Origin of the sequence: Nostoc sp. (assembly GCF_036916575.1) — a bacterium.
Taxonomy (GTDB): domain Bacteria; phylum Cyanobacteriota; class Cyanobacteriia; order Cyanobacteriales; family Nostocaceae; genus Nostoc.
This window is the reverse complement of sequence record NZ_JBALGC010000055.1, coordinates 22,744-46,019: the sequence shown is the minus strand read 5'-3', so window position 1 is coordinate 46,019 and position 23,276 is coordinate 22,744. Positions and strand designations below refer to the sequence as shown.

The following is a 23,276-nucleotide window of genomic DNA, read 5'->3' as shown; positions in this document are numbered from 1 at the left end:
GGAGAGACGCGATTAATCGCGTCTGTACAGGAGTTAGGAGTTTTGAATTCATGGCTCTTAACTTTTAGAAAAACAGTTGTAGGTATGTGCCTGATATGGATTTGGGAAAAAAGGTTTTCAACAACATTACAATCACAGAAAAAAAGGCGATCGCAATATTCCCAACTATGGGAGCAATAATTGTCTGTTTGAGAAAATCTTGCATGACTAACTTGGGGATTGAAGATTAGGCACTTGTACTGAGCGAACGCAAGAGCGTCTCTAAGAGTTGCCGTAAAGCCTGCGGCATAGCTACGCTTAGGGCGCAGCCCAAGGTAGAGAAGTATTGGGCATTATTATTCTTCCCCTGCTTCCCTTGCTCCTTCACCAGTCCCCAATACCTAATCCAGTGGATTCATAGACTTAACTGGCTCGTCTTCACGGTCTAGACCTTTTTCAAAACCGACGGCGGCGGCGCGTGCGCGTCCGGCGTGCCAAAGATGACCAACTAAGAACAGGAAAGCAAAGATAAAGTGTGCAGAAGCTAGCCAGGTACGTGGTGATACGAAGTTAAAAGAATTTATTTCGGTCGATACACCGCCTACTGAGTTCAGAGAACCTAAAGGTGCATGAGTCATGTACTCTGCTGCGCGACGAATTTGCCACGGTTGAATGTCATGCTGAATCTTATCGATGTCTAGTCCGTTGACACCACGCAATGGTTCTAGCCAAGGCGCTTTAGTATCCCAAAAACGCATTGTTTCACCACCAAAGATGATTTCTCCTGTAGGCGATCGCATTAAATATTTACCTAAGCCTGTGGGGCCTTGAGCCGAAGCAACGTTCGCCCCCAATTTTTGGTCACGCACTAAGAAGGTCAAGGCTTGGGCTTGCGATGCTTCTGGGGCTGTAGGACCGTAGAATTCACTGGGATAAGCAGTGTTATTAAACCAAATAAACATGGAGGCAATTAAAGCCTGCCCAGCAACGTTACCTAAGCTTTGTGAAAGGTAAGCTTCACCCGACCAGGTAAAAATGCCATGAGTCCACTTAAAGGGCTTGGTGACAATGTGCCAAATACCACCCAAGATTATCAGACCACCAATCCATATGTGACCGCCAACCAAATCCTCTAGGTTATTAACGCTAGCAATATTACCTGCACCACCTGTAATTCCTTTTAACAGATAACCAAAGATGATACGGGGGTCGAGAGTGGGCTGGGTAACAAGGCGCACATCACCGCCGCCCGGTGCCCAAGTGTCGTATAAGCCGCCCCAAAGCATGGCTTTGCCGACAAGTAAGAACGCGGCCACACCCAAGGTGATTAGGTGATATCCCAGGATGCTAGTAACCTTGTCCTTATCAGTCCAATCGAAATCAAAAAAGCCAGCTAGCCTTGCCGGACCTCTGAGTGCATGGTATAGACCACCAAGACCCAAAACGGCAGAGCCAATCAAATGCGCCACAGCGATCGCAAAAAATGGGAAGATATTTGTAATTTCTCCCCCACGTCCCACACCAATACCCAAGGTAGCGATGTGCGGCATCAAAATTAAGCCCTGGTCATACATCGGCTTGTCTGGGACATAGTGACTGACTTCAAACAGCAACATTGCTCCCGCCCAAAAAGCCACTATACCTGCATGGGCGACGTGTGCGCCTAAAAACTTACCAGACAAGTTAATAAAACGGGCATTACCAGCCCACCAAGCATATCCAGTAGATGCTTGGTCACGACCTTCCGCCGCTGGGTCGCTGATTTTCGGTTTATATGTTGAAGAAGGACCTAAAGAGGTTTCCATATATCAAAAACTCACGCAAAGGTACAAAAACAGTTCAGATTTTGATTCGGTAGTGCTGAATTTTTATTAGTTAGGAGTAAGCAGTCAACCAATTTTGGATTTTAGATTTGCCGCTGCGTGTAGCTTGCTTCCCTGTTCGCGTAGCGTCCCGTAGGGAAGGAGTACCAGCATCGGCAACGAACTGAAAAAAACAATTCAAAATCCAAAATCTAAAATTGCTACTTAACTCCTAACTTTCTTAAAGTGCATTTCCACGAGGTAATACTTCTTCTGGAAACTGGAAGTGTTCGTGGGGTTGGTCTCCTTGCGCCATCCAGGCTCTAGCCCCTTCATTCAAGAGAATGTTTTTGGTATAAAACGTTTCAAATTCTGGGTCTTCTGCTGCCCGTAACTCTTGGCTAACAAAGTCGTATGCCCGCAAATTAAACGCCAAACCCACCATACCGATCGCACTCATCCATAAACCAGTTACCGGCACAAATAACATGAAAAAGTGTAGCCACCGCTTGTTAGAAAAGGCAATCCCGAAAATCTGCGACCAGTAGCGGTTTGCAGTCACCATTGAGTAAGTTTCTTCAGATTGGGTGGGGGTAAAGCCACTAAAAGTATTAAAACCTGTAGTGTCTTTAAACAAAGTATTTTCCACAGTGGCACCGTGTATTGCACACAACAATGCTCCGCCTAAGACACCTGCCACACCCATCATGTGGAAAGGGTTGAGGGTATAGTTATGGAAAGCTTGAAAGAATAGTAAAAAACGGAAAATTGCCGCTACCCCGAAACTGGGAGCAAAAAACCAGCTAGATTGACCCAAAGGGTACATCAGGAATACAGAAACAAAAACAGCAATCGGTGCAGAAAAGGCGATCGCATTATAAGGGCGAACGCCTACCACTCGCGCAATTTCAAATTGCCGCAACATGAAACCAATTAAAGCAAAGACACCATGAAAGGCAACGAAATTCCACAAACCGCCAATTTGACACCACCGCGTAAAATCTCCCTGAGCTTCTGGCCCCCACAGGAAAAGTAGGGAGTGACCCATACTATTTGCAGGAGTGGAAAGCGCAGTAGTTAAGAAATTGCAACCTTCCAAGTAAGAGCTAACTATGCCGTGAGTGTACCAGGAACTAACAAACGTTGTGCCAGTAAACCAACCCCCCAAAGCCATATAGGCGCAAGGGAAGAGTAATAAACCAGACCAACCGATAAATACAAACCGATCGCGTTTGAGCCAGTCATCAAGGACAGTAAACCATCCCCAGCCTGCGTAACCGCGTCTGAGAGCTATAGTCATATAATTTGTCCTGCTGATAAAAAACTTTTAATTAGGGAGTGGGGAGTGGGAACTGGGCAATGAAGAAAGACTTACAGAAAGTTTCCCCTCTATTCCCTACTCCCCACTCCCTACTCCCTACTTTGCTTCTCACCAATCCGTCCGACCATTATTTTGAAAATAAGGAGGGCCGGGAGAGGCGAGAGTTTGAATGATATGATCGAAATAAGGAGTAGCGATCGCAGCATCCTTATCACCAAGGAGTTGCCGTGCTGCTTCTTTGATACAGCGTACCGCCTCCACCCAATTGAAAATCGGAATTCCCAAAGATTGATACATTTCCTTCATCCCAATCGTGCCAATATCTTCCAAAGGTTGCTCATTCCCCGCCAAAATACAGTAAGCAACTAAACGGATATACCAACCTTGGTCGCGTTGACAGGAAGCAGTTTTCCTCATATTGCCGCTATTACTGGGTGTCACCGGACACACCTTCCAGAACTTATCACTAGCTTGTTGTACCAACCGACTTTGGTTCTTTGCCAAAGTTGTCGCAATCCGAATCCGCTGTTCCCCCGAATGGCAAAAATTCTGAATCATTTGAATTTCTGCCGGGGTGGGATAACGCAATTCTTCATCAGCATTTAGAATTACTTGTTTGACTAGACTCATAGCAAATGTTGACTGTTAACTGTTTACTGGGAAAGAGATTTTCATTTTTTGTTATACTCGCGTCACGAAATATGAAAATACTTCTTACCCCTTATCCCCAGAGGGAACCACAAGTTTCCCACTCCTCTGTCTGCGGTTCGTTAAAAATAAATTACACAGGATTGATGTAACTTTCCTCACTTTCAGAATCAATCCCCCCCGGTTCTACAGAACTGAGTTCTGCTGACAACTCTTGTTTTTGAGCGTTTAACTCATACTTATTCGCCGACTCTGGCAAACGTTGTATTTTCCCGTTGCCGTTGTTAGGAACAAACCGATCCAATTCCGATGGCGATGAAAGCAGCGATTTTTCCGACAGGTTGAGAGCGTGAGCGGCTGATGACTGTCGCATCACCAAACCCCTTGGTGTCACATACCGCTCATAGGGAACCGTATCTTCACCAAAAACTTCAATGTATTCCGCGCTGTCGATGATTTTGTCAATCAAAGCGTAGAAGCCCTGATTTGCACAGATATCGTAATAGCGATTCATTTCCTCACGTCCGTAAGTAGGACGACCCAACAACCGCCGATGGATGTATTCAATCGCTTTGGTAACATACAACGGTTCCCAATAGGTTTTGCGGAATAATTTCGACTTAGTTAACTGACGAATAAACTCCCGCATCGTAATTTCGCCAGATAGTAACTCTGACTCCACAACAGATGTTAAACGCTGACCTTCAAAAACATCGCGCCCAAATATCTGCCGATAAGCTCCCTGAATCACCGCTGTTGGGGAATTGTTCGTCAGACTGACACTAAGTCCGATGGGCAACTTGGGGCTAGAACCGTTTGTTTGTTGACCATTCCGGTGATTTGTCGGCTCTAGCTTCATCACCCTTCCCAAAGAGCCGGGGACTTGTCCAAAGCTTTCAGAACTAATAAGGATGCGACGATTATCTTTACCAAAGGGTGCAGGATTGTGTAGAGTCGTTGCAGGCAAAGTCTCCACAGGAAAGATCGCACCGAACTGAATTTCTAGGGGGTCATTACCAGAACCATAGGGGTGCTGATTGGGTAAAGGTTTCTCATACTTCCCAAAAAGGGTTAGAAACTGAGGAACTTTGCGAACAGGAGCGCTGTACTTAAATAATTCCAGTTGCGGTCCCCAATTGCGGCATTCTTGCGCTTCCTGACCTAAACCACGCAGATAGGGTACAGTTTCTTCTGTGAAATAGTCAGCGTATTCTTGGGAATCTACCAACGCATCTATCAGCTTATGCAAACCACCTTTGGTAATAATGGCAAAGTATTCTTGGAACTCCGTCAGAGAACTCAACCCCCGTCCTAAAAAGTGACGCATCGCCAATTCGATAACGCGACTAATAGTAAACGGTTCATAGAACAAGCGGCGGTAAAGGCAAGATTTACCCAAACGGCGGATAAATTCTTTCGTCGAGATTTGACCGCCTTTAACCTGAGATTCCAATTCAGTCGCGGGAAAATCATAAGTTGCGGTGATATCGCGCTCAAAGACCTGACGATAAGCAGCTTTAATTGCAGCTTGCTTTTCAGTTTCAGACAGCACCGACTTGATCACAAATTTTAGTCGATGTTCTGCTGCGATCGCATAACTTTGAGGTAATACTAAACCTTGCTGTTCGTTGGAAACCCCAACTCTGAGTTTTACTGAGGGTTTTTCTGCTAAATACTCAGTTATCAATATCTGAAAAGATTGCTTTATCAGTTCCCTCGCCTCAGCATTCTCTGGGAAGTAGCCAAGGGATTGGCGTTGCATTTCCTTGAGAGCAACTACAGTAGCTTCGGTTACATCTTCCGGAATTACACCGCGCAATCCCCGGACATTGGCTGTCAAAATACTGTCATCTCCAGCAACTATGGCAAAGGTGATATAACGTAGAAACCACGCTAAATCTCGCATGGATCTTTTCATCCTCCTTGGCCCATAGCGAGAGACATTGATAAAGCGGAAACCTCCAGGAAGTGGTTCTCTATCAGTAAAAAGAGTCCGCGCTCGTTCCAACCAACTGCTCAAAGGATTGAAAAAGTTTAGATTGTCTGCTATGTTAAGGCGTTCCTTACTAGCAGCAACACCACTTTTCCTCGCCGCCGTCAGATAATCCTCAGCCACATAATAACCAGAACCAGGTAATCCCACAAGGTCTTGAGGCTTTTCCAGATAAGCCATCGGCGAACCGCCAACAAAAATCTGGTTTGCTCCAGCAGACACAATTTCGTCTGCTTTACGAGTCAATGTTTCCGCAATTTCTAACCGCTGATTACCAGAACTAAAAAATGACCCCAGTTTCTGAAGTTCAGTATCCTTTAAACAGCGGTCTTGTTGTTCCGCTTGTGAAATTACTGCAATAGGTAAAGTTTGATATCTTTGCGGGTAAGCAACAGGGCTACCACCACTTGCTTTTATACTCATTGTTAAAAAGGTAATTGTTAATTGGTAATAGCTAGAAGTTATTAATTCAAACTTTTGAACTCCTAACGCCTAACTCTCTGTTAGGGTGTCAATTCCTGAATTAAGTAGTCAAAGTAAGGTGCTAACTCCGCAGCATCTTCTAAATTAAACAGGTCTAAGGAAACTTCTTTAAGACAACGAATTGCTATCACTAGATTGAAGAGTGGAATTTCTAGTGAGTTGTACATTTCCTGAACCCCAATAGTGCCAATTTCCGCCAGTGGCTCGATATCTTGCAGCACTATAGAATATGTAATCAGACGAATATACCAACTTTGGTCACGCAAACAGGAAGACCGATAAATTCTATTCCCACTATTACTGGGAGTCTCATGACATCGTTCCCAAAACTTTAGACTTGCTTTTTCTACAATTTTTTGTTCATTTTCTGTGAGAGTTACAGCAATACGCAGCCGAGAAAATCCACCTTCATAAAAGTCACGAATAGCGTTTAACTCACCCGGATTGAGATAGCGAGCTTCCCGATCAGCGCTAGTAATTGATTTTGTAATAATGCTCATTTTTTTGTGCTTTTATTACTGAAATTGACGGTGAGATTAGGAGTTAAGACTGAGTAATTATGAATGTAAAACTCTTAATTTCAAACTCCTAACTCCTAACTCTTCAGCTCAAGCCAGAAGCAATGTAGTCGAAGTAGACACTCAATTCTTTACCCGCCTCAGCACCTACAATGCTTGTGGATACTTCTTTCAGGGCTTGCACCGATCGGATAGTTGCACCAACAGGAACGCCCAAAGAGTTGTAAGTTTCTCTTAAGCCATTTAGAATCCGCTCATCAAGAATTGATGTGTCACCAGCTAACATGGCATAGGTGGCGTAACGCAGAAAATAATCTAAATCCCGGATACAAGCTGCATAACGACGGCAAGTATACATATTGCCACCAGGGCCAGTAATATCTGTGTAAAGTAAAGATTTAGCAACTGCTTTAGTGACAATATTTTTGGCATTGGCACTAACTGTGGTCGCTGCGCGAGCGCGGACATCGCCACTATGGAAATAATTTTGCAGCTTTTCTAAAGAATTATTATCTAAGTATTTGCCTTGAACGTCAGAGGAATTAATCAAAGCAGTAATTGCATCTTGCATTATTTTTCTCCTGATTTATTTCCTAAGTATTTGTAATTACCAGTTAAGAAAAGATGAAGTAAGAACTTGCTTTTTAAACTTCATACTTCATCCTTAACTTTCCTATGACAACGCTCTAATGATGTAGTCAAAATAAGGGCCTACTTCGACTGCATCTTCCTCACTCAGCAGGGATATGGCTTCATCTTTAACGCAGCGCATAGCCTCAACGATATTTCTGAGAGGAATTTCTAAATTGTTGTACATTTCCTTAATACCAATCGTGCCAATTTCTTCCAAGGGTTTTTCACTCCCTGCCAAGATAGAATAGGCAACTAAGCGGACATACCAACCTTGGTCACGTTGACAAGAAGCTGTCTTGCGCTCATTCCCGCTATTACTAGGAGTATTAGGACACCGTTCCCAAAATTTTAGACTGCCATTTTGTACAATCTTTTGTTCGTTCTGTGATAATATTTTAGCAATGCGAATTCGCTGGTCTCCAGTTTTCAAAAATTCTTGAAAAACTCTTAGCTCTTTAGGAGCAGGATAGCGAGATTCACTATCAGCATTCAAAATCAATTCTGTAACTATGCTCATTGCTTACTCTTTGTTATTTGTTAGTAATCAGCGGTTTTTCCACTGAACAATTGTCTAACCAGTAATTGCAGGGGCTTGAAGTGCAACTGGCACAGAATATGCTTCGCCACTAGCAAGATCCAATGGGAAGTTATGAGCATTGCGCTCGTGCATTACTTCAAAACCCAAGTTTGCCCGATTCAAAACATCAGCCCAAGATGGAAGTACATGACCTTCAGAGTCGAGAATTGAGTTATTAAAATTAAATCCGTTAAGGTTAAATGCCATTGTGCTGATGCCTAAAGCTGTAGCCCAAATGCAAACTACGGGCCAAGCTGCAAGGAAGAAATGGAGCGTTCGGCTATTGTTAAAGCTGGCGTACTGGAAAATCAAACGGCCAAAGTAGCCGTGCGCCGCGACAATGTTGTAAGTTTCTGCTTCTTGACCGAATTTATAACCAAGGTTCTGTGATTCAGATTCCGTTGTTTCACGTATCAAGCTAGATGTTACCAGTGAACCATGCATAGCACAGAACAGTGAACCTCCAAGGACTCCAGCCACTCCCAACATGTGGAAGGGGTGCATCAAGATATTGTGTTCGGCTTGAAACACAAACATGAAATTAAAAGTACCACTGATACCCATAGGCAGACCATCAGAAAAACTGCCTTGTCCAATGGGATAAATCAAGAATACAGAGGTTGTAGCTGCCAACGGTGCGCTGTAGGCTACGCAAATCCAAGGACGCATACCAAGACGGTAAGATAATTCCCATTCACGCCCCATGTAACAACTAAGGGCAGGTATGTAATGAAATGCAATCATCTGGTAGGGGCCGCCGTTATAAAGCCATTCGTCCATAGAGGAGGCTTCCCAGATGGGATAAAAATGTAAGCCAATGGCGTTGGACATGGGGACTACGGCTCCGGTAATGATGTTGTTGCCGTAGAGTAATGAACCAGCTACCGGTTCGCGGATACCGTCAATGTCAACTGGCGGCGCGGCGATGAAGGCGATGGTGAAGACGCAGAAGGAAACTCCCAACAGAGGAATCATTAAGACACCAAACCAGCCGATATATAGCCGATTTTCAGTGCTAGTAACCCAATTACAGAAGCTCTCCCAGGTTGGGAAACGGCTCTTTTGTCGTTTTAAAATCGTAGTCATAAGTAATTCAAAATTCAAAAATTTTTTGTTACTCGTTCCCAATCTCAGGCTGGGAATGCCTACAGGTGGGCTACTACGGTTCAGTTAAAGTTTTAATATTTCAAAGATTCCCCCAACCACCTTCAAAAAGGCTTGCTTATAACCCTCTGTTACTCTCTTAAAAAGCGGGGCTGTTTCATTCCCTAAAAAGCTCTAATTTACAAGAGCGCGAGGTAAAAAAATCAGGTGATTAAAAAATCTGATTGGACAATAAAATGGCGATGCCTTCTGTGCGAGACGCTACGCGTAACTTGCTTCTCCGTAGGAGTACGGCAAGGCTTTGCCAACGCACTGAAATTTACTCGTTGATCCGGTAATTTTTCTCTTCCCCAAATTTATTGCCCATGCTGTTGACAAAATTTCTACCTTATGGAATGAAACATCCCTGCCCTAAAAAAGGGGATCACTACAGGCGGGGGATTTTAACCGAACCCTATTCACAGGTGGGCTATTACCTCATAACTTGGTCAATTTTTTTACTGATCACAGTAGGAGGTAAAACCTCTCTGAATGCTTTCCCAGTCTGATACTGGGAACGAGGAATCAAAAAGGAGAAAATCCAAAATGGTATGAAATAGGCGTTCCCAAGTAATTTAAAATTCCAAACTCAACGGCACTGCTTCCCCTGTAGTTAAATCTTCAGAGAAATTATAAACTCGGCGATCGCTTTCGCCTGCCACTTTTATCCCCAAATCAGCCCAATCAATTGTGTCTGCCCAAGTGTTAATAACTCGTCCTTGGCTTTTGATTTCTGGCTGATCAAATGTGAGTTTTTCAAAGTTAAATGCAGCGACATCAACCCCTAAGGCGGCAGACCAAATTCCTGCTACTGGAAAAGCCGCTAGGAAGAAATGCAATTTGCGAGAGTTAGGAAAACTTCCACGCCGCCATCCCAACCGCCTAAGATAGGTTTGAGCAGACCTAAAGTTGTAGGTTGAATGTTTTTGACCGAGTTTGTATCCGACATTAATCGATTCTGAGTCGATTTCTTTAGTACGAATCAAGGTCGATGTTACCAAAGAACCATGCATCGCACTCAGCATTGCACCACCTAATACCCCAATCACTCCTAACTGATGTAACGGACTCATCAGAATATTGTGATTTGCTTGAAACTGCAACATGAAGTTAAAAGTACCGGAAATCCCTAAAGGCATTCCCGCAGAAAAACTGCCTTGTCCAATTGGGTAAATTAAGAATACAGAGATGGAAGCAGCAACGGGAGCAGTAAACGCCAGGGAAATCCAGGGACGCATCCCTAAGCGATAGCTCAATTCCCATTCCCGATCTTGGTAACAGATGATACTGATCAAAAAGTGCAGCACAACCATCTGGTAAGGGCCGCCACTGTAAAGCCACTCATCTAAAGAAGCAGCTTCCCAAATTGGGTAAAAGTGCAAACCAATTGCAGCTGATGTCGGTACTACAGCAGCTGAGATGATATTATTGCCGTCGAGTAAAGAACCGGAAATTGGTGAACCCACTCCGTCCATGTCTACGGGCGGAGCAGCAATCAAGGCAATGATGAAAACGGTGGTTGCCGTTAAAATAGTGGGAATCATCAGTATGCCAAACCAGCCAATATACAGCCGATTTTCAGTACTGGTCACCCATGAACAAAACTTTTCCCATAAACTAATCTTTTCGCGTCTTTCTAAGATGTTTGTTGCAATTGTTTGAAGATTGTGATTTGCAGGCGCAACCCGTGCTGCATGACAGTTAACATCGGCGGGAGCCGCTGCTCTGACTGCCTCGTCTACGCTAACAGTCGAAGTTGCAATTATGCTGTCTGACTTTGGCGTCATCTTAATAGATCCTTGCATAATTAAATAGGAATTCTCTATCGCCACAGTTTCTAAAACCGGAGACAACAGAATTATCTTTTGCACTCAAACCAAAGCCGCTGAGACAAAAACTACTTCAAGGTCGATGGAAGAAAGATAAGAAAAAAACATGAAGAACCAATGAAGGAAGTTCATATCTTCACAAAAGTTAACAATATCAATCACAAGAGTTAGAGTAGAAAGACCTACCCCTGGCTCTTCAATGACGGCTCTAGAACTATATAAAGGTATTAAAAAATGAAGATGTAAGTCACATTGAAATTATCAAAATAAGTAAACAAATGTAAATTTGGTTTAAGCTGTATAACTTTTGGATCAAAGAACAGTCAATAATGATTTTGAAATAGACTTGTTCCGATACAGAGCTTTCTGTTCAGCACAGATGCTAGTAGTAGCGCAAGGCAGAATTCGTAATACTCGCCAAAGGCGAGAAGCAAGCTACGTAATTCCTATACCGCGTTTCATTGCTTTTCAATGATTGCTCTATTTGCACTGTGCTGTGCTAATGATATGTGATGAACAATTGGCAGATTTTTTCTGAGGTAAAACTTTTCTACTTTAATTGTTGCTAAGGGACTGCCAAAGAACAAAATTCGCCAAGATTTTTTGGTAGGCTGGGCATCTTGCCGATCCTAATCCTACATAATGATTTATTTCTTGGAGTTCCCTAATTATTTGTTTTCCCTCTGATGAACTCCTAGCTTTTAGGTACAGTAGGGTTATAGAGAATGAGAATTTTACTAGTTGAAGATGACGAGTGTATCGCCAAAACACTTGAAAATGTTCTTGGTAATCAACACTATGTAGTTGATATTGCTGCTGATGGTCTGCTTGGTTGGGAGCTAGTAGAAGCTTTTAGCTATGACTTAATTATGCTAGATATCATCCTGCCCAGATTGGACGGCATAAAACTTTGTCAGAGGTTACGTTCCCATAACTATCAAACACCTATACTGCTACTGACGGCTCAAAATTCTAGCACTCACAAAGTGATGGGATTAGATGCCGGAGCAGATGACTATGTTGTTAAACCTTTTGAACTCTCGGAATTATTAGCTCGAATTCGCGTTTTATTGCGGCGACGAAATTCACCTATTTTGTCAGTGATGAAATGGGAAAAACTGCGTATCGACACTGGTAGCTGTGAAGTGACTTATGGTTGTCATGGTTTGAATTTAACGCCTAAGGAGTATCGTTTACTGGAGCTTTTTCTGCGTAACGAGCATATTGTCTTCAGCCGCAGTGAAATTTTAGACCACCTCTGGTCTGTAGAAGAAGCACCCAAAGAGGATACGGTGACAGCTCACATCAAAGGTTTGCGGCAGAAACTAACGCAAGCTGGTGCACCAACTGATTTTATTGAAACAGTCTATGGTTTAGGTTATCGTCTAAAAGCATTTGCATATGAAGAAAAACCTTCTGTAACCTCAAGACAGACAAAACTAAGCCAAAGCAAGAGGAAGCCACAGATTAGGGAAGCATTAGCAGTTGTGTGGGAGAAGCTGAGAGTACACAGTAGCGATCGCTTAGAAATTCTACAACAAGCCTCACTCGCCTTACAAGCCAATAATCTCTCTGAAGAATTACGCAAAAAAGCATATCATGCAGCACATAAGCTAGGGGGAGCTTTGGGCATTTTTGGCTTTGCAGAAGGTTCACGTCTGGCTAAACACATAGAGCAGATATTGCTATCCCAAATTACTCTTGACCAAAGTGAGGCATTGCGTCTTCGCCATTTAGTAGAACTTCTTTCTGGGGAACTACAGCAATCTGGATTTAGAGAATTAGATAAAGTACTTTGCCATTATGTTGTAGACGATGTGGGCGAATAAATGCTGTGTCATTAGTTATTAGTCATTAGTCATTGGAAAAAGACATAGAAAAAGACTTTCTTGGTTTGCCGCTTTCTTAGGACAACTGACAAATGACAAAAGACAAAAAACAAAAGCCTATCGACTCCTTGGAAACGCTGCTACATCGGATGATGAACCGCATTCGTCAATCCCTAGAGTTGCCAGCAATCCTCTCAGGAACCGTTGCTGAAGTACGTATATTCTTGGAGACTGATCGTGTTAAGGTGTATCGTTTTGATGAAGATGCTAGCGGTGAGGTTGTGGCTGAGTCGGTTAACCGCGATCGCCTACCATCCCTACTAGGGCAACACTTTCCCGCTGAGGATATTCCACTTGAAGCTCGTGAGTTGTTTCTAAAAGCTCGTCAACGCTCAATTGTGGATGTTGGAGCACAGCAAATTGGGCTGAGTCCCTTAGATTGTCTGGAAACGACCGAACCACTTGATGAAAATGATATCCGGTATCAACTCGTAGATCCATGTCATGTAGAATACCTTATCTCAATGGGAGTGCAATCTTCTCTAGTGGTGCCAATTTTGCATCGTGACCAATTATGGGGATTGTTGGTATCTCATCACAGTTCGTCGCGAGAGGTGAGCGAGCGGGAATTACAGGTAGTGCAACTGGTTGCAGATCAATTATCAATTGCGATCGCTCAAAATACCCTCCTCGAACAAACCCGCGCTCAAGCTAACCAAGAAGCCACAATTAACCGTGTGGCCAAGCTACTGCATTCCATGACCGAAATGCAGTTACAACAGGCGCTGGAGTTGACTGTATCTGCTTTACAGGCAGCCGGTGGCAGAATTTATATCGCTCCCCAAAACCCAGGTGAGGCGGCTCAGGTGTTTAGCTATGGGAATTGGGGAATGGGGGACGGGAGAAGAAGCAGAGAAGCAGGGGGAGCAGGGGGAGCAGGGGAAGCAGGGGAGCAGGGGAAGCAGGGGAGCAGGGAGAAAATAACAATGCCCAATGATGCCACTTGCTTTCCGACGCAAGGCGACAGGAACGCAGTGGCTCCCCAATGCTCAATGCCCAATACCCCCATCCTCTTCGAGGAGCATCCTGGTTGGCAAGAGTGGTTAAACATGGAGGCGACTGTCGAGAAAGGAAAACTAGTGTGGGCAATTACTGATTTATATCGAGCCGCACTACAGTCAGACCTGACACAGGCATTTTGTGATGCTGGGATTCGCAGCTTATTGGTTATTTGCTTGCAATATCGGCAGCATATATTAGGTTACTTAAGTATTTTTCGCTATGAAATAGACACAGAAACTCTGTGGGCGCGACGACCTGACCGCGATGATCCGCGACATCAGCGTCCAGTTCAATCCTTTGAAGTATGGCGAGAGTTAAAGCACAGTCAAGCCCAAGAATGGAAAACCGCAGAAATTGAACTCGCCCAAGCTTTGGGTAGTCACTTTGCTATGGCAATCCATCAATATGAACTGTATCAGCAAGTTCACGTCCTCAATGCTGACTTGCAGCGGGATATTGAAGAACGCAAGCAGGCAGAGAAAAAAATCTCTGCCTTGAATGCCGAATTAGAGCAGCGAGTACAGGAACGAACGGCAGAGTTACAGCGTGCTAATGAAAGATTGCTGCGGGAAATGAGCAAACGCGAACGGGCACTACGCGCTCGCCAGCAAACACAAGCCTCTTTAGAACGCCTCAGCCGACAGAGCGAGTTAATTTTAAACTCCGCAGGTGAGGGAATTTACGGTTTAAATTCCCAAGGTAAAATCACCTTCGTCAATCCAGCAGCAGCCAGAATGCTTTTATCTGGGGTGACAGAACTAAAAAATCAGTTTATGCACGGGATTGTGAACCATTCCCAACCCGACGGCACTCCTTATTGCTGGGAAGAAAATCCTATTCGCGCCACTCTGGAAACTGGGGCAGTACAATATATTTCTGATGACATATTTTATCGTTGTGATGGGTCGAAATTTCCAGTCGAGTATGTAAGTACACCAATTAGAGAACAAGGCGATATTGTCGGAGCAGTAGTCATATTTAAGGATATTACCGAGCGACAGATAGTCGAGCGAATGAAAGATGAGTTTGTCTCAGTGGTAAGTCACGAACTACGGACACCTCTGACTTCAATTCGCAGCGCCTTAGGTTTACTAGCGCATGGTTCCTTAAATGATCAACCACAAAAAAGTCAGCGAATGCTGGAAATTGCCTTTGATAATACTAACCGTTTGGTGCGTCTGATTAACGACATTCTTGATATTGAACGCATCAATTCTGGCAAAGTAACGATGTATAAACAGACCTGCAATGCAGCTGAGTTGATGAGTCAAGCGGTGGACGTAATGCGGGCAATGGCAGAAAGAGCAGAGATTAACCTAGAATTAACACCCCTTTCAGTGCAGCTATGGGCAGATTCAGACCGCATCATCCAAACACTCACCAACTTACTCAGCAACGCGATTAAATTTTCATCTCCAGGTTTTACAGTTTGCTTGAGCGCCCAAGTAGAGACTAGGAAAGAAATAAATACAGAAGTCACAAAAGGGATTAGTTCTTCCTGTGACCCTGGCCACTCCAACATCCTATTCCAGGTAAAAGACCAAGGGCGAGGAATTCCTGAGGATAAACTGGAAACGATTTTTGACCGTTTTCAGCAAGTCGATGCCTCTAACTCGCGTCATCAAGGGGGAACTGGCTTGGGATTAGCAATCTGCCGCAGCATTATACAACAGCATGGAGGCCAGATTTGGGCAGAAAGTACTTTAGGGGAAGGTAGCACATTTTATTTCACATTACCTATTAGTAATTAAGTACATAGGCGATGAAAAAAAAATGTATGTAAACAAATATAAAGTTTATGTAGGGTGTGTTAGCGCAGCCTAACACACCTTACCCTGAATTACTTATTAGTCATTAGTTAGTGGGAATAATCAACAACTAACAAATGAACAAACAACAACTAATACTAATTTGAAAAATGACTGTGACAAATGGAAAGCTAAACGCGATTACCAGTAAATTTTTATCTGCCAGACGCACTCGCATTCACAATCCAAAATGGTATAACAAATGAACAAGCGGATCTTGATTATTGATGATGAAGAAGATATCCGAGAAACCACTCAGATATGTCTAGAGATAGCTAATGAATGGGAAGTGCTGACAGCTGGTTCTGGTAGAGAAGGTTTACTCAAAGCTGCTTGTGAACATCCAGATGTGATTCTTTTAGACGTAATGATGCCGGATATGGATGGGTTGACGACGTTGGAGAATCTGCAAGCAAATCCTGAAACCCAGAATATTCCCGTGATTTTATTAACAGCAAAAGCACAGGCTGCCGAACAGCGTCAGTTTACTCAACTAAAGGTGGCGGCAGTAATTACTAAGCCTTACGACCCCTTTACTCTGTCTGAACAAGTTGCACAGGCGTTAATAGTTAAGTAGCTGGACAAAAATATTTACAGTCATTGCCAAAGAAGTGTTCGCGGAGCGTCTCGTAGAAAAGCAATCCCAAACCCTTGCGATTGCTTCATTACGCTTCTCTACGAGACGCTAGCACGTAGCTTGCTTCTCCGTAGTAGTACGCTCTATTCGCAATGAAATTGTGTAATTAATTATGTACAACTATTTAACAGTTAACTGTCAACATTCTTCATGAGTTTTTCATATTTTTTACCTACCCTATAAGAAGAAGCTGGCAATACACGCAAGCCAGAAGATTCCCAAATCGAAGGTAAATGTTAATAGTGAAAACCCGACGCATCTTACTGATTGAGAATAAAAATGCTATTCGGGAAGTGACTCAGCTTTGCTTGGAGACAGGAGAAGGCTGGGAGGTAATGACGGCGGCATCGAGGCAAGAAGCGATCGCTAAAACAAAGACGCAAAAAGTTGATGTTATTCTTGTAGATCTGGATACTTTTGCCTCCGATAGAGATTTATCTACAATTTTGCACCAACTAGAGAACAACCCCGTAACCCAGAATATACCTGTAATTTTGTTAACGACTACAGTATCGTCTCAGGAACTAGAGCAGTTTACCAAATTGGGGGTGAGAACTGTGATCGCTAAACCTTTCGATTTAATGACTCTAGCTAGCCAAGTTTCAGCAGTGCTGGGCTGGAACCGATAATCAAATGTAACCTTTCGTTAAGAAAGTATTTTCCTTCATAAGTTCTTCATTTTTCTTTCCTATTCTTTCCAAAGAAAGAGTTTTTCAGCTACTTAATTTCTCTTGAGTTACCTTTGTTTCGCTAATCTAGCGTCACTGGTTAGTCAATCGCTGGCTTTTTTCTCTGCTGTTAAATCATTAAACTGAAAGTCACCTACAATTGCATAACTTCTCAGAAAGACATTCTCAAGTTCTTATGCATCTAAGCTTCTAGAGAATTATCTTTCTGAGATTATGCAATTTCAATGTGGAACAGCTTACCAATAGACAAAACTCAAAGTTGTAAATTCTCAAGCAGTTAATTATTTTTGGTTAGCGACTACCAACTAATAACTAACTACTTAATACAGGAACTTTGAGCAGAGTAAGGTTCTCATTTCTTTCACAGAAAAGGGAGAATTTCAATGACAATTACTCCTGAGCGAGAGCAAAAGGTGGTAAGGGTTGAGGTTGATAACGAGCCGGTGCCAACTTCATTTAAGAAGTGGTCGGAACCAGGTCACTTTGACCGCACCCTTGCTAGGGGACCCAAAACCACCACTTGGATTTGGAACCTACACGCACTCGCCCACGATTTTGATACTCATACCAGCGATTTACAAGATGTATCGCGCAAAATCTTCGCCGCTCACTTCGGACACTTAGCTGTAGTGTTTATCTGGTTGAGCGGTATGTATTTTCATGGCGCTCGCTTTTCCAATTTTGAAGCTTGGATGGCGAACCCAACTGGCATTAAACCCAGCGCCCAGGTTGTCTGGCCGATATTTGGTCAAGAAATTTTGAATGCAGATGTAGGCGGCGGCTTCCACGGCATTCAAATTACCTCTGGACTCTTCCAGATGTGGCGTGGGGAGGGTTTTACTAATACGTTCCAGCTATATTGCACCGCCATTGGTGCCTTAGTGATGGCAGCACTGATGCTGTTTGCCGGCTGGTTCCACTATCACAAACGCGCTCCCAAGTTGGCATGGTTCCAAAATACCCAGTCGATGTTAAATCATCACTTGGCGGGGCTTTTAGGCTTGGGTTCTTTGGGTTGGACAGGACACCTGATTCATGTTGCCTTACCAACCAACAGGTTGTTAGATGCTGGGGTAGCTCTCAAAGACATTCCTTTACCCCACGAATTCATCTTGAATTCCGGCTTGATGGCCCAGTTATATCCTCGTGCAGATTGGGGTTTCGTCAAGGGTGTACTGCCTTTATTCACCTTGCAGTGGGGAAATTTTGCTGACTTCCTTACTTTTAAAGGTGGTCTGAACCCCGTGACTGGCGGCTTGTGGTTAACAGATATAGCACACCATCATTTAGCGATCGCAGTGCTATTCATCTTTGCTGGTCATATGTACCGTACCAATTGGGGTATCGGTCACAGTATTAAGGAAATGCTGGATGATGCCAGAACTCCGAATATGCTGCCATTCTTGAGTTTTATTGGGCCTGTTGGTCACAAAGGTCTGTTTGAAGTTCTGAGAACTTCCTGGCACGCTCAACTATCAATCAATCTGGCAATGTTGGGTTCTCTGAGCATTATCATTGCCCATCACATGTACTCGATGCCGCCCTATCCCTATCAGGCGACTGATTATGCTACACAGGTATCTCTATTCACTCACCATGTGTGGATTGGAGGCTTCCTGATTGTTGGCGCAGCAGCCCATGCAGCGATTTACATGGTGCGAGATTACGACCCAGAACAAAATCTAAACAACGTGCTGGATCGGGTACTACGCCATCGGGACGCAATTATTTCTCATCTGGCTTGGGTGTGTCAGTTCCTTGGCTTCCATAGCTTTGCAATGTACTGCCACAATGACACCATGCGGGCTTTTGGTCGTCCCCAAGATATGTTCTCGGATACAGGAATTCAATTGCAGCCAGTGTTTGCTCAGTGGATACAACATATCCAGACAATGACCATCGGAAATCCATCTCTCCAAGCTGCTGCACCTCTGGGTGATGCATTCGGCGGCTTGCGAAATTTGGAACTGGGCGGATTGGGAACTGCTGCACCTAATCTGCACGAACCTGTTAGCTATGCATTCGGCGGCGGTATTGTGGCAGTGGCTGGCAAAGTGGCGATGATGCCCATTACTTTGGGTACTGCAGATTTTATGATTCACCACATTCACGCCTTCACAATTCACGTCACTGTTTTAGTACTGCTGAAGGGTGTGTTGTTTGCCCGCAGTTCGCGTTTAGTTCCAGATAAAGCTAATTTGGGCTTCCGCTTCCCCTGTGACGGCCCGGGACGAGGCGGTACTTGCCAGGTATCAGCTTGGGATCATGTTTTCCTGGGTCTGTTCTGGATGTATAACTCCTTGTCAATGGTAATTTTCCACTTCTTCTGGAAGATGCAGTCGGATGTCTGGGGAACCGTAGATGCAGATGGGGTAGTGACGCACATTACGGGCGGAAACTTTGCCCAATCATCGATCACTAATAACGGCTGGTTGCGTGATTTCCTCTGGGCGCAGGCGACGCAAGTAATCACATCCTACAATTCAGCACTTTCGGGCTACGGCTTAATGTTCTTAGCGGGACACTTCGTTTTTGGCTTTAGTCTGATGTTCCTGTTTAGTGGTCGTGGCTACTGGCAAGAATTAATCGAATCAATTGTTTGGGCGCACAACAAGTTGAAAATTGCCCCAGCTATTCAGCCTCGCGCTTTGAGCATCACTCATGGTCGGGCTGTGGGGGTAGCTCATTACCTTTTGGGAGGAATTGTCACCACTTGGGCGTTCTTCCTGGCGCGAATGTCGGCATTGGGATGATATAGCGGTTTGCAATCGACCAATATTAGACCTAACCCCCAACCCCTTACGCCAGTTGCTACAACGGGGAGGCAGCGCGGTCTTCTCCCAAAGGGAGAGGCTAGCGCCTGCCGTAGGATGTTTGAAGGGCTGTAGGGGGTTCCCCTCATGAGCGACTGCTGTGGAACCCCCGCAATGCACTGGCTCCCCTGCAAGGGAAGGGGAGTAAAATTCAAAGCCTCTGACGCCACATGCTTGGCACTCGGCAGAGCCGACGACAGTTGCTACCCTACGGGAACGCTAAGAGCGAAGAAGTCGGGAAACCGTAAGGGCGCAGTGGCTCCTCCTTTTAGGAGAGAGGAATGGAAGAGAGGTCAGATGTATTGCATAGAAACGAGCGTAGGCGTAGCCGGTCGTAGACATCGCTACCTGCCGTTTCTAGTTAGAGCTAGGACGAAGATAGGAAAGACTCTCCCGTGAGGTTTAGCCTCTCGATGTGCAATCCCAGATTCAGCCTGGGAACGAGAAAATCTCAAAACTTTTAAAACTATGGCGACTAAATTTCCCAAATTTAGCCAAGGCCTTGCACAAGATCCAACGACGCGACGCGTTTGGTATGCGATCGCCACGGCTCACGATTTTGAAAGTCAAGATGGCATGACGGAAGAAAATCTTTATCAAAGGATTTTTTCTTCTCACTTTGGTCATCTGGCAATTATCTTTCTGTGGGCGTCGGGAATTTTGTTCCACGTTGCTTGGCAAGGTAATTTTGAACTATGGATTAAAGACCCCATACATATCCGTCCCATTGCCCACGCGATTTGGGATGCTCAATTTGGCCCAGGGGCAATTGAAGCTTACACCCAAGCGGGAGCACGTAACCCGGTAGATATTTGCTACTCTGGTGTTTATCACTGGTGGTATACCATCGGGTTACGGACGAATGATGAACTGTATGCTGGGGCTATTTTCCTAGTTTTGCTGGCGGCTGTATTTTTGTTTGCAGGCGCGTTGCATTTAAAGCCCAAGTTCCGTCCTGGCTTGGCTTGGTTCAAGAGTGCAGAACCTCGTCTCAACCACCACTTAGCGGGTTTGTTTGGTGTCAGTTCCTTAGCTTGGGCTGGTCACTTAATACATGTTGCTATTCCAGAATCTCGTGGTATTCACGTAGGTTGGGATAACTTCTTGTCTACCCCACCACATCCAAGTGGTTTAGCACCGTTCTTTACTGGGAACTGGGGGGCATACGCGCAAAATCCCGATACGCCAGCCCATGTATTTAATAGTTCCGAAGGCGCAGGAACAGCAATTCTCACCTTTTTGGGTGGCTTCCATCCCCAGACTCAATCTTTGTGGTTGACAGATATGGCGCATCACCATTTGGCGATCGCTGTAATCTTCATTGTTGCAGGTCACATGTACCGGACTAACTGGGGTATTGGTCACAGCATCAAAGAGATGATGGACTCCAAGGACTTCTACGGCAATAAAGTTGAGGGTCCGTTCAACTTACCTCACCAAGGACTGTACGAAACCGTTAATAATTCTTTGCATTTCCAACTGTCTTTGGCATTAGCTTGTTTGGGTGTAGCGAGTTCTTTGACGGCGCAGCATATGTATTCCATGCCGCCTTATGCGTTTATCGCTAAGGACTTTACCACAATGGCGGCACTATACACACACCATCAGTACATTGCTGGTTTCTTGATGGTAGGGGCGTTTTCCCACGCTGCGATCTTCTGGATTAAGGACTATGACCCAGAACAGAATCGAGGAAATGTCCTAGAGCGGGTACTCAATCACAAAGAAGCGATTATTTCTCACCTTAGCTGGGTATCGATGTTCTTGGGCTTCCATACTTTGGGTTTGTACGTCCACAATGATGTAGAAGTAGCCTTTGGGGCGGCTGACAAACAAATATTGATTGAGCCTGTATTTGCTCAGTTTATCCAGGCGGCTAACGGTAAGCTGTTGTATGGGTTTAACACATTGCTGTCAAATCCAGATAGTATTGCTTTCACAGCATGGCCCAATCATGGCAATGTCTGGTTACCGGGTTGGTTGGAGGCAATTAACAACGGCACCAACTCCTTATTCCTGACAATTGGCCCTGGTGATTTCTATGTACATCATGCGATCGCCCTCGGTTTGCATGTCACCACCCTCATCTTAGTCAAAGGTGCGCTGGATGCTCGCGGTACTAAGCTAATGCCGGATAAAAAAGACTTCGGCTATGCTTTCCCCTGCGATGGCCCTGGACGGGGCGGCACCTGCGATATTTCTGCGTGGGATACTTCCTACCTCGCCGTGTTTTGGATGCTTAACACCCTTGGTTGGGTCACCTTCTACTGGCACTGGAAACATCTTGCCATCTGGCAAGGCAATGTTGCCCAATTTAATGAGTCTTCTACCTATCTCATGGGCTGGTTCCGAGACTACCTTTGGGCGAACTCAGCACAGTTGATTAATGGCTATAATCCTTACGGCACAAATAACTTAGCCGTTTGGGCTTGGATGTTCCTCTTTGGACACCTAGCCTGGGCTGTTAGCTTCATGTTCCTGATTACCTGGCGGGGTTACTGGCAAGAATTAATCGAAACCTTAGCCTGGGCGCATGAACAAACTCCACTATCCTTTGGCTATTGGAGAGATAAGCCCGTTGCTTTGTCAATTGTTCAAGCTCGTTTAGTCGGCTTAACTCACTTTACTGTTGGTTATATCGCAACCTATGGGGCTTTCTTAATAGCCTCAACAGCAGGTAAGTTTGGTTAAGCAGAAAAATCGAGTTTCAAAGCTGTTTAACTACACTTTAAATCACGCTTTCCAAAAAAATAATGCGTAATTAATATGCAAGTATTCAGCTAAAAATATTCAGTTTTCGACCTCCTCTCTTACCTCTTTAGGTAGGAGAGTTTTTTAGTTTTTGATATGTTAATTTTCAATAAAAATGCTTTAACTCTCCACGCCAATGATAGTATTTAACTAAGATAACAAGGAGAAATAATAATGTCTAATCCATCTGACACAGCAGAGGTAATTAAACAATATGATCAAGAAGATATAATTCAACCCTACAAAGGAGACCCTCAGCTTGGTAATCTATCCACTCCTATCAATGATTCTCCCTTAGTTAGGGCTTTCATTAATAATTTGCCCGCCTACCGTAAAGGATTAACACCTTTCATGCGAGGGTTAGAAATTGGCATGGCTCATGGTTATTTCCTAGTTGGGCCAGAGGTTGTAATTGGGCCCCTGCGAGAGTCGGCACATGGAACGAATCTCAGTGGATTAATTACCTCTATATATATAGCTGTATCAGCTTGTTTAGGTATTTCCATTTTTGCAATTACTACTTTCCAAGGAAATCCTAAAGGAGCTTATAGTTCATATTCTAAAGACCAGCTTAGACCACTAAGAAATCGTGAAGAATGGAGTCAATTGAATGGTGGAATTTTTGTTGGTGCAATGGGTGGCGCGATATTTGCCTACTTTCTACTAGAAAATTTTGATTCTTTAGATGCTATCTTGCGAGGTGCGGTTAACGCTAGTTAATCAAGCTTGTCTGGAATTTTGGAGATGTCCAGAGGGTGGCT

17 protein-coding genes are annotated in these 23,276 nt (G+C 44.3%); 7 read left to right on the top strand and 10 right to left on the bottom strand.

Going from position 1 to position 23,276, the window contains the following annotated elements:
- Positions 1–64: 64 nt before the first annotated feature.
- From V7L29_RS13055 to V7L29_RS13010, 10 genes are all read right to left on the bottom strand, one after another.
- A complete protein-coding gene (locus tag V7L29_RS13055; RefSeq protein ID WP_334735738.1) occupies positions 65–205 on the bottom strand; it encodes a hypothetical protein in 141 nt (46 codons plus the stop codon).
- Between the two features lie 175 nt (positions 206–380).
- A complete protein-coding gene (psbC, locus tag V7L29_RS13050) occupies positions 381–1,784 on the bottom strand; it encodes a photosystem II reaction center protein CP43 (RefSeq protein ID WP_334735737.1) in 1,404 nt (467 codons plus the stop codon).
- Positions 1,785–2,022: 238 nt separating this feature from the next.
- Positions 2,023–3,081, bottom strand: a complete 1,059-nt coding sequence (gene psbD / locus V7L29_RS13045) for a photosystem II D2 protein (photosystem q(a) protein) (protein ID WP_334690551.1) — start codon at positions 3,079–3,081, stop codon at positions 2,023–2,025.
- A gap of 129 nt (positions 3,082–3,210) precedes the next feature.
- Positions 3,211–3,732 (bottom strand): allophycocyanin subunit alpha-B, encoded by a 522-nt coding sequence (apcD, locus tag V7L29_RS13040; RefSeq protein WP_334690552.1) that lies wholly within the window; start codon positions 3,730–3,732, stop codon positions 3,211–3,213.
- A 151-nt stretch (positions 3,733–3,883) separates the two neighbouring features.
- Positions 3,884–6,166, bottom strand: a complete 2,283-nt coding sequence (locus tag V7L29_RS13035) for a phycobilisome rod-core linker polypeptide (protein WP_334735736.1) — start codon at positions 6,164–6,166, stop codon at positions 3,884–3,886.
- An 80-nt stretch (positions 6,167–6,246) separates the two neighbouring features.
- Positions 6,247–6,726: an allophycocyanin subunit alpha-B gene (gene apcD / locus V7L29_RS13030; RefSeq protein WP_334690554.1), complete on the bottom strand. Its 480-nt coding sequence runs from the start codon at positions 6,724–6,726 to the stop codon at positions 6,247–6,249.
- A 103-nt stretch (positions 6,727–6,829) separates the two neighbouring features.
- A complete protein-coding gene (locus tag V7L29_RS13025; RefSeq protein WP_334735735.1) occupies positions 6,830–7,315 on the bottom strand; it encodes an allophycocyanin subunit beta in 486 nt (161 codons plus the stop codon).
- 102 nt (positions 7,316–7,417) lie between these two features.
- Positions 7,418–7,894: an allophycocyanin subunit alpha-B gene (apcD, locus tag V7L29_RS13020; protein WP_334735734.1), complete on the bottom strand. Its 477-nt coding sequence runs from the start codon at positions 7,892–7,894 to the stop codon at positions 7,418–7,420.
- Positions 7,895–7,948: 54 nt separating this feature from the next.
- Positions 7,949–9,040: a photosystem II q(b) protein gene (gene psbA / locus V7L29_RS13015; protein ID WP_334735733.1), complete on the bottom strand. Its 1,092-nt coding sequence runs from the start codon at positions 9,038–9,040 to the stop codon at positions 7,949–7,951.
- 632 nt (positions 9,041–9,672) lie between these two features.
- On the bottom strand, positions 9,673–10,968 hold the full coding sequence (locus V7L29_RS13010) for a photosystem II q(b) protein (RefSeq protein WP_334735732.1): 1,296 nt from the start codon (positions 10,966–10,968) through the stop codon (positions 9,673–9,675).
- 683 nt (positions 10,969–11,651) lie between these two features.
- Here V7L29_RS13010 and V7L29_RS13005 point away from each other — a divergent pair.
- The 7 genes from V7L29_RS13005 to V7L29_RS12975 all read left to right on the top strand — a co-directional run bounded on the left by V7L29_RS13005 (position 11,652) and on the right by V7L29_RS12975 (position 23,235).
- On the top strand, positions 11,652–12,755 hold the full coding sequence (locus V7L29_RS13005; protein ID WP_334690559.1) for a response regulator: 1,104 nt from the start codon (positions 11,652–11,654) through the stop codon (positions 12,753–12,755).
- Positions 12,756–12,847: 92 nt separating this feature from the next.
- Positions 12,848–15,568 carry an ATP-binding protein gene (locus V7L29_RS13000; RefSeq protein ID WP_334735731.1) on the top strand — a complete coding sequence of 907 codons (2,721 nt, stop codon included), beginning with the start codon at positions 12,848–12,850 and terminating at the stop codon, positions 15,566–15,568.
- Between the two features lie 259 nt (positions 15,569–15,827).
- A complete protein-coding gene (locus V7L29_RS12995; RefSeq protein WP_334690561.1) occupies positions 15,828–16,202 on the top strand; it encodes a response regulator in 375 nt (124 codons plus the stop codon).
- Positions 16,203–16,495: 293 nt separating this feature from the next.
- Positions 16,496–16,891 carry a response regulator gene (locus tag V7L29_RS12990; RefSeq protein WP_334735730.1) on the top strand — a complete coding sequence of 132 codons (396 nt, stop codon included), beginning with the start codon at positions 16,496–16,498 and terminating at the stop codon, positions 16,889–16,891.
- 443 nt (positions 16,892–17,334) lie between these two features.
- Positions 17,335–19,704 (top strand): photosystem I core protein PsaA, encoded by a 2,370-nt coding sequence (gene psaA, locus V7L29_RS12985; protein ID WP_334735729.1) that lies wholly within the window; start codon positions 17,335–17,337, stop codon positions 19,702–19,704.
- A gap of 528 nt (positions 19,705–20,232) precedes the next feature.
- On the top strand, positions 20,233–22,455 hold the full coding sequence (gene psaB, locus V7L29_RS12980; protein WP_334735728.1) for a photosystem I core protein PsaB: 2,223 nt from the start codon (positions 20,233–20,235) through the stop codon (positions 22,453–22,455).
- Positions 22,456–22,689: 234 nt separating this feature from the next.
- The gene (locus tag V7L29_RS12975; protein WP_334735727.1) at positions 22,690–23,235 is read left to right on the top strand and encodes a photosystem I reaction center subunit XI; all 546 of its coding nucleotides are present in this window, start codon (positions 22,690–22,692) and stop codon (positions 23,233–23,235) included.
- The last annotated feature ends 41 nt before the right edge of the window (positions 23,236–23,276 follow it).